Source organism: Arthrobacter sp. 05T45 (assembly GCF_056395875.1).
In genome coordinates this window covers 54,629-62,670 of sequence record NZ_JBFTKI010000026.1, presented here as the reverse complement: position 1 = coordinate 62,670, position 8,042 = coordinate 54,629, and the positions used below count along the sequence as shown (strand labels likewise).

General features: G+C 69.1%; 8 protein-coding genes. 4 read left to right on the top strand and 4 right to left on the bottom strand.

All coding sequences use genetic code 11. The annotated features are described in order from the left end of the window. Positions 1-206 precede the first annotated feature (206 nt). Both AC1DGD_RS18845 and AC1DGD_RS18840 read right to left on the bottom strand, forming a co-directional pair. On the bottom strand, positions 207-692 hold the full coding sequence (locus AC1DGD_RS18845) for a GtrA family protein (RefSeq protein ID WP_476857822.1): 486 nt from the start codon (positions 690-692) through the stop codon (positions 207-209). Positions 693-696: 4 nt separating this feature from the next. After that, positions 697-1,371, bottom strand: a complete 675-nt coding sequence (locus AC1DGD_RS18840) for a DUF1684 domain-containing protein (protein WP_028277528.1) — start codon at positions 1,369-1,371, stop codon at positions 697-699. Between the two features lie 126 nt (positions 1,372-1,497). Between AC1DGD_RS18840 and AC1DGD_RS18835 the strand changes: the two genes are divergently transcribed. The 3 genes from AC1DGD_RS18835 to AC1DGD_RS18825 all read left to right on the top strand — a co-directional run bounded on the left by AC1DGD_RS18835 (position 1,498) and on the right by AC1DGD_RS18825 (position 4,723). Then, positions 1,498-2,955: a M20/M25/M40 family metallo-hydrolase gene (locus AC1DGD_RS18835; RefSeq protein ID WP_476857821.1), complete on the top strand. Its 1,458-nt coding sequence runs from the start codon at positions 1,498-1,500 to the stop codon at positions 2,953-2,955. A 99-nt stretch (positions 2,956-3,054) separates the two neighbouring features. Continuing rightward, positions 3,055-3,834: a hypothetical protein gene (locus AC1DGD_RS18830; RefSeq protein WP_476857820.1), complete on the top strand. Its 780-nt coding sequence runs from the start codon at positions 3,055-3,057 to the stop codon at positions 3,832-3,834. Positions 3,835-3,919: 85 nt separating this feature from the next. Next, positions 3,920-4,723, top strand: coding sequence for a transglutaminase-like domain-containing protein (locus AC1DGD_RS18825; protein ID WP_476857819.1), 804 nt, complete (start codon positions 3,920-3,922; stop codon positions 4,721-4,723). 26 nt (positions 4,724-4,749) lie between these two features. Here AC1DGD_RS18825 and AC1DGD_RS18820 read toward each other — a convergent pair whose 3' ends face one another. Further along, on the bottom strand, positions 4,750-5,211 hold the full coding sequence (locus AC1DGD_RS18820) for a MarR family winged helix-turn-helix transcriptional regulator (RefSeq protein WP_223916163.1): 462 nt from the start codon (positions 5,209-5,211) through the stop codon (positions 4,750-4,752). Then, positions 5,211-6,335: an LLM class flavin-dependent oxidoreductase gene (locus AC1DGD_RS18815; RefSeq protein WP_476857818.1), complete on the bottom strand. Its 1,125-nt coding sequence runs from the start codon at positions 6,333-6,335 to the stop codon at positions 5,211-5,213. The genes AC1DGD_RS18820 and AC1DGD_RS18815 overlap by 1 nt, the downstream gene beginning before the upstream one ends. Positions 6,336-6,612: 277 nt before the next feature. Between AC1DGD_RS18815 and AC1DGD_RS18810 the strand changes: the two genes are divergently transcribed. Beyond that, complete coding sequence (locus AC1DGD_RS18810; protein WP_476857817.1) at positions 6,613-8,040, top strand: MFS transporter; 1,428 nt, start codon at positions 6,613-6,615, stop codon at positions 8,038-8,040. The last annotated feature ends 2 nt before the right edge of the window (positions 8,041-8,042 follow it).

Sequence of the window (8,042 nt, the reverse complement as noted above, 5' to 3'; positions counted from 1 at the left end):
CGAAATCATCAGCCACCCGCGCCCGCCCAAAGGAACCGTCTACATCGGCCTCAACGGCACGGGCAGGCAACCGTCCACGAAGTCCTGAGACATGAACCGTCCACGATCAGTTGAGACATGAAGTGTCAACGATGAGGTGAGACAGCACAGGCCTCCATAGCGGCTTGAACTGATAGCTCAACCCGGGGTGAGGGCCCCGGGCGACGTCAGCGGTGGCGGGCGCGGCGGAAGATCCAGTGCCGCAGCATCGTGAACCGCACCGCGGTGGCGGCGAAACCGGAGAGGGTGGTGGTCCACAGCTCCTCGGCCACGGTGGCGTCCGGGTTGACCCAGTGCAGGACGGCGAGGCTGCCGCCGGTGATCAGCAGCGCGACGACGATCACGATCAGGCCGTTGAGGTGGTCGCGCTTCATCCGGCGGCGTTCGGTGATCTTGAACGTCAGGCGCCGGTTGAGGGCGGTATTCATGAACGACGTCAGGATCAGGGCCGCCGCGTTGGCCGGCTGGGCCCCAAGCCAGGGCCGGGAGAGGGCGTACAGGGCCAGGGAGGTCAGGGTGCAGACAATGCCGACGCCGGTGAACCGGATGAGCTGCCGGACCACGGGGTAACGGAGGACTCCACGGTACCGGCGGGTCTTCGGCCCGAGGACGACGGCGGGGGCAGGGTCAAGCTGTTCGAGCTGGGACTCCATCCGCTCAGTACAGCTCGCCCACGGGGATGTCCACGGCCAGCCGGTTTGCCGGGCCCGCCAGCGGACATGCCCAAGCCTCGTTGTAGGCGCACGAGGGGTTGTAGGCGAAATTGAAGTCCAGGATGAATTCGGCCTGGGGCCCGGAGCCCCGCACGCCGTGGAAAGCTCCCTTGATGGTGTCCAGGAGGTAGCGTCCAGCGCCGTAACTGCCGCCGGGCTGGCCTGCGGTGGCGTCACGGAACGGCACGAAGATGCCCCCGCCGTAGCCCCTGAGCTTCCAGACCGCGAGCTGTCCCATCTCGGGCAGGTCGAAGGTGCCCAGCCGCACAAACCGGACCAGGCCGTCGGTCCCGGTCTCTACGTTCATCTCCCGCCCGGCGCCCTCGGGGGTCAGCGGGACGTGGAAACGGTAGATCGGATCGTAGTCCGCCGTCTTCAGGCCGCCGAAAGTGGCTTTGGCCTCGGCCGTCAGCGCGGAGGCCGGGTGGGTGCCGAACATGCGGTCCCGCTCCTGGCGCCAGTAGGAATGCGCCTCGGCCGGGCTGTCCGCGGCAATCTTTCGCGTGGTGGCGTAGAGGGCAAAGGTCCGCAGCCGCCAGTCCGCGATATCGAGGGCCGACATGCCTGCCACGTCGCCCAGATCCCCAAAGTGCGTTCCGTCAATGCTCTGTTCGGCCATGCCCCCAGCGTATCCGCTTTCGCGGGGCCGAAATTTGTGCGCCGAAATTGTGCCCCGGATTCCGGGGCCGGACCCGCGCGCCGAATGGCCCGTTCCGGCGGACCCTCCGGCCGTAGACTTTCGCGCATGCGCAACCCCCTGCAGAACGCGGCCGCCGGCAATACCCTCAAGAGCCCCGGCGGAACACCGGGCGGCCCCGGGCACCCGCCGGGCGCCGGGCGCGCGGCGGCGTCGCTGGCGGAGCTCGTGACGTACCGGACCGTGTCCATCCGGGCCGAGGGGTCCTCCCGGGCCGGGGCCTCCCATGCCGGGGCCGAGGTGGAAACAGCCGAGTTCGAGGCCTTCATCGCGGCGCTGCCCCGGTTGTATCCGGCGGTCCATGCTGCCCTGGAACTGGAGCGGGTCAACGGCCACGCCCTCCTGTACCGCTGGCCCGGCGCCGCACCAGCGGAGGACCCAGCGGCCGTGCACCGTGCGTCGGTGCTGATGGCGCACTACGACGTCGTCCCGGCAGACGACCCGGGGGAGTGGACACACCCGCCGTTCTCCGGCCACAACGACGGCACGTTCCTCTGGGGCCGCGGGACGCTCGATGACAAGGGCCAGCTCGTGGCCATCCTGGAAGCGGCCGAGAGCCTGCTGCTGGCGGGGTATGCGCCCGCGCACGACCTCTACTTCTCGTTCGGCAACAACGAGGAGACGGCCGGCAACAGCGCGGCGGCCGCCGCGGACCTACTGGCCGGCCGCGGCGTGGTGCCCTGGCTCGTGCTGGACGAGGGCGGTGCCGTCGCGGGCGGCGCCTTCCCCGGGGTGAGCCGGCCGGCCGCCGTCGTCGGCGTGGCCGAAAAGGGAATCCTGGACGTGGAGCTGCTGACCCGGGACCCGGGCGGACACGCCTCCACGCCGCCGCGGATGGGGGCGACAGCGCGGCTGGCCCGCGCCATCACCCGGATCGAGCGCAGCCCGTTCCCGCAGTCGCTGCCGGAGGTGACCGCCGAGATGCTGCGCCGCTTCGGCCCGCACACCCCGCCACCGCTGCGGGCCGTGTTCGCGAACGTGGCACTGCTCCGGGCGCCGATCACCTGGCTCTTCGGCCGGCTCGGCAGCGAGACCAACGCCATGACCCGAACCACCGTCGCCATCACCACGCTCGAAGGCAGCTCCGGGGCCAACGTCCTCGCCGCCACGGCGAAGGCCAACGCCAACATCAGGGTGGCGGTGGGGGAGACGGTCGAGGGCACCATGGCACTGCTGCGGAAAATCATCCGCGACCCGAAAGTCGAACTGCGCGTCGTGGAGGGCAACGACCCGTCTCCGGTGTCGCCGTCCTCGGGGGCCCAGTGGGACCTGCTGGCGGACTGCATCGGGCAGGTCTTCCCCGAGGCGGTCATCACCCCCTACATCATGATGGGCGGCACCGACTCGCGCCGTTTCACCGGGATCTGCGGTGCCGTGTACCGCTTCGCGCCCTTCTTCATGGACGTCCGGGCCCGCGGCTCTATCCACGCCGTTGACGAAAAGATCGGGCTGGAGACGCTGGAGCAGGGGGTCCGGTTCTACGAAACACTGATGCGGGAGCTCTGAGTCATGCGGCGTCCCGGCTACGCTGGCACCATGACAGGGACGGCCCCTTCTTCAGCAGGCACCGCTTCTTCAGCAGGCACTGCAGGAATCCGGTGCGCTGTGCTGCGCACCGGCGCGGTGCTCGCGGTCGCGGCGGCAGCCCTTTCGGGCTGCAGCAGCGACGGCAAGGGGACGCCGGTCTGGACCGCGGGCAGCAGCGCGGCGGACAGTGCGGGTCCCGGTGCGAGTGAGAGTGCGACGCCGTCTGCCACCACTGGTGCCGCCGCCTCGGCCAGCGCTTCCCCCAGCGCGGGCTCGAGCGCAGCGGCCTGGAAGGTCTTTACCGACCCGGCAAAGTCCGTCAGTTTTGAGGTGCCGCAGGACTGGATTGTCCAGTCCGTAGCTCCCGACGCCGGTGCGCTGCCCGGGGCGCTGAAGATCACCGTCAAGGACGCCGGCGGCGCTTACCTGGCCACCTTGCAGACCGGCCTGCCCCCGCAGCCGGCCGCGGCCTGCCCGGACGACGCTGCACGCAACTACGTCGTGGTCAGCAGCGTGCCGGTTGACCTGCCGCACGCCGGCGGCGGGGGAACCATTGACCCGCACGTGGTGTTCCGGGTGATCCAGGGCTACAAGTACTTCGGCTCCTACGGCATCACCAACGTGGTGGGCGGCGCCGGCGGCAGGAGCTGCGCGTTGCAGAACGTGGTCCGTGGCCCGGCCGGCAAGGGGGACTATTCGTTCGGGGACCTGACAGTGCTCAAAGCGTTGGCGCCGGACCAGAAGGTTGCCCCCGCCAAGGCCTTCGACACTCTCGACCAGGCGGCCAAGTACGTCAATGAGGGGTCCGAATTCGCGAACCTCCAGCGGATGCTAATGTCTCTGAAGATCAAAAACTAGTCCCGCCCGCCCCGCACATCCCCGGGCCGTTGACGGCGGCTTCCCCTGCACCCACCTCAATCCCACATCCCGGAGACAGAGATACATGGAACGCGCCGTAGCCGCCCGCATGGCCTTCAAGACCGTTGCCGAAACCAAGGTGGCTCTCGCCGTGGCGGTGGCCCGGAACGCCGGCTACGACTCGATTGAAGAATCGCTCAGGGTGACCGCGGGAGGCGGGGACGTGCCGCTGACCGAGCTCTCGGACCATCACGGCGGCCGCTTCCACTACATGGAATTCGCCGAACCCACCGAAGTCCTGGTTGAGTATTCGGCCACCGTCACCGGCTTCGCGCTGCCCGAGGAACCCGGGCTCATGGAACTGATCCGCTATGTCAGGCCCAGCCGCTACGCGGAATCAGACCGGCTGTTGCCCACCGCCTATGCCGAATTCGGCGGGCTCCAGGGCGAGGAGCTACTCCACGCCGTCCGGGACTGGGTTTTCAACGAGCTGCGCTACGTCAGCGGATCCTCGCGGGGGACCGACGGCGCGGTCGAAACACTGCTGCACCGCCGCGGCGTCTGCCGGGACTTTGCCCACCTCGCCATTGCCCTGCTGCGTTCCAAGAACGTCCCGGCCCGGCTGGCCGCCGTCTACGCCCCGGGACTGACCCCGATGGACTTCCACGCCGTGGCCGAGGCGCACATCAATGGCGCCTGGCACGTCATCGACCCCACGGGGCTGGCGCCGCGGGACAGCATGCTGCGGATCACGGCAGGACGCGATTCCTCGGACACCGCCTTCCTGTCCACCGTGGGCGGCAGCCTGTCCCTGAAGGAACTCAGCGTCACCGCCGTCGTCGATGACCTGCCGCAGGAAGACCCGGCGCAGCTCGTCGCGATCCACTAGGCAGCGCACGGTCTTAGCGCACGGTCTTAGCGCACGGAGACAGCGGCGCGGAGCTTCTCGGTCAGCCGCAGCAGCTCCTGCTGTTCGGCGGCGGAGAGGGCCGGGCCCACGAGCGCGGCGATGTCGCGCACGTGTTCCCGGCCGATCTGCTTCTGCAGGTCCCGTCCGGCATCGGTGAGCCGGATGAGGATCCCGCGGCCGTCCTCCGGGGCTGGAGTCCGTTCAACGAGCCCGCGCTTCCCGAGCCGCTCCACCAGCCGGCTCAGGCTGGACTGGCTCAGCAGCACGTTGTCGTTGAGTTCGTTCAGGCGCAGCCACCCGGAGGGGCAGCGGGAGAGCGTAAACAGGACGTCGTACTCATTGAGCGCCAGGGCTTTGAATGCCGGCGCCGCCTGCAGTTTGCGCATCACCGCCACCTGGGCCCGGAACAGGGACTCCCAGGTTTCCGCGGCCAGGCGTACCGGCGATTCGGTAGTCTTGGCGGGCATCATGAGCCCTGAACGGTGGTCTCTGCCGCGGCGGCGTCGGCGGTGCCCGCTGCCAGTGCGGCCGCCACCCGGCCGGCGTGCGTCGGCGGTTCGGGAACGTGTGCCGGCTTGAGCGCGGCATATTCCTTGCGCAGCACCGGCAGCACTTCCTCGCCGAACAGGTCCAGCTGTTCCAGGACGGTCTTCAGCGGCAGGCCGGCGTGGTCGATCAGGAAGAGCTGGCGCTGGTAGTCGCCGAAGTACTCCCTGAACGTCAGGGTCTTTTCGATCACTTCCTGCGGGCTGCCGACGGTCAACGGGGTCTGGGACGTGAAGTCCTCCAGCGAGGGGCCGTGGCCGTAGACCGGGGCGTTGTCGAAGTAGGGGCGGAACTCCTTGACGGCGTCCTGGGAGTTCTTCCGCATGAAGAACTGGCCGCCGAGGCCCACAATCGCCTGGTCCGCCTTGCCGTGGCCGTAGTGCTCATAGCGTTCGCGGTAGAGGCCGATCAGCTGCTGGTAGTGCTCCTTGGGCCAGAAGATGTTGTTGGCGAAGAAGCCGTCACCGTAGTACGCCGCCACTTCGGCGATCTGCGGCGTGCGGATCGAGCCGTGCCACACGAAGGGGGCGACGCCGTCGAGCGGGCGGGGGGTGGAGGTGAAGTTCTGCAACGGGGTGCGGTGCTTGCCGGACCAGTTGACGGTGTCCTCGTCCCAGAGGCGGCGCAGCAGGGAGTAGTTCTCGATCGCGAGTTCGATCCCGTCCTGGATGTTCTTGCCGAACCAGGGGTAGACGGGGGCGGTGTTGCCGCGGCCCAGGACCAGGTCCACGCGTCCGTCCGCGAGGTGCTGGAGCATCGCGAAGTCCTCTGCGATCTTCACGGGGTCGTTCGTGGTGATCAGGGTCGTGGCCGTGGACAGGATGATGCGCTCGGTCTGGGCCGCGATGTACGCCAGCGTGGTGGTGGGGGAGGACGAGAAGAACGGCCGGTTATGGTGCTCGCCGATGGCATAGACATCCATGCCGATCTCTTCGACCTTCTTGGCGATCGCCACGGACGCCTTGATGCGCTCGTGCTCAGTCGGGGTGCGGCCCGTGGTGGGGTCGGTAGTGATGTCGCTGACGCTGAATACGCCGATCTGCATGGTGTGCCTTTCCGTGGCCGGGGTGGATCCGGGATCTGCTTCTACTATAGCCGATTTAGATGCGTTTGCATCTATCGACCGGTATAACGCCCGGCGTGGACGAATATTCCCGCGCCGTTCCGGCCGGGTTTCCCGCCCCGTCTTCCCGGCCGCGTTGCCGGCCGCGTTCCCGCCTTCGGCGACGGCGCGGGCCTAGGATGCAATCAATCGGCTGGCCGCGAGGTGCCCGCCCTCCCGGAAGGCCGCCATGCGCCGTGTTGTAGCTTTTCTGTGTCTGGTGGAGCTCACCAGTGGAATCCTGCAGGGCTATTACACGCCCATCCTCACCGATATCGCCCGGCACCTGGGGATCCACGACGCCGACGTCAACTGGTTCGAGGCCGCGCAACTCATGGTCAGCGCCCTCGCCGTGCCGGTGCTGGCCAAGCTGGGGGACATGTACGGGCACAAGAGGATCCTGCTGGTTTCCACGCTGGTCACCGCCACGGCATCCTGGGGCGTCGCGCTTGCCCCGGACTTCTGGACCTTCCTGGCCGCGTGGTCGTTCCAGGGTTTCTACGTGGTCTGGCTGCCCCTGGAAATTGCCCTGATCTTCAGCCGCGTCCATCAGCTGCCCGACGGCGCCGCCCGCACGCGGCGCGCGGCCGGCGTCCTCGTCGGGGCGCTGGAAGCCGGTGTCCTCGTCGGGGCGCTCGCCGCCGGTGCGCTCGTGGAAGTGTTCGCGGGCCAGCTGCAGCTGGTGCTCCTGGTCCCCGCGGTGGCCGTCTCCGCATGCTGGTTCGCCGTCAGGTTTGGCGTGCCGGAGTCGCGGGAGCGCAGCGGCGGACGCGTGGACACCCGCGGCTTCACGCTCCTCGCCCTCGGGCTGCTGCTTATCACGTCCGGGCTGACCTTCATGCGCCTCAACGGGGCCGGCGCGTGGTGGCCGTGGGCGCTGGTGGGAGCCGGAATTCTGGTGTTCGTTCCGTTTGCGCGGTTCGAGCTGCGCGCGGCCGATCCGCTCGTCGACATCCGAATGCTGCGGGGTAAGTCCATGTGGCCCGTCCAGCTGACCGCCGGGCTCTTTGGCGTCTCGGTGCTCGGCGCGCAGGCCCCGCTGTCCACCTTCGCCCGGACGGATCCCGCGCTGCACGGCTACGGCCTCGGGCTGCGCGCCGGGCAGGTCTCCATCATCATCGGGGTCTACGTGCTGGCGCTGCTGGTGGGCGCGCTGCTGTACCCGGTGGTGACCCGCCGGCTCACCCCGCGCTGGACCCTCGTGGGCGCCGCCACGCTCGTGGGCCTGGGCTACCTGCTGTTCCTGCCGTTCCACGGCAGTCTCGCCCAAGCGCTGGCCAACATGGCGATCGCCGGTGTCGGCTCCGGGGCCCTCGTGGCGGCTCTGCCTTCGGCGGCCGCCGCGGCCGCGCTCCTCAACCGGACCGCGATGGCCACGGGTTTGACCAACACCACCAAGACCATCGGCGGAGCCTTCGCGTCCGCGGTGTTCGGCATCGCCCTGGTCAGCCACGTCCTGGCCGAGGCCGGGGCCGGCGCGGGGGACGCCGGTCAGACCGCGGCGCCGCTCGCCGGCTACCTCACGGTATGGACCATCTGCGGACTCACCGGGCTTGCCGCCGCTGCCGCGCTGGTGGTGGTGCCCCGTCTGGCCTTCTCCGACCCGGCGGCCGTGGCCGCCGCACCGCTTAGGGCCGGCTCGCACTAGGG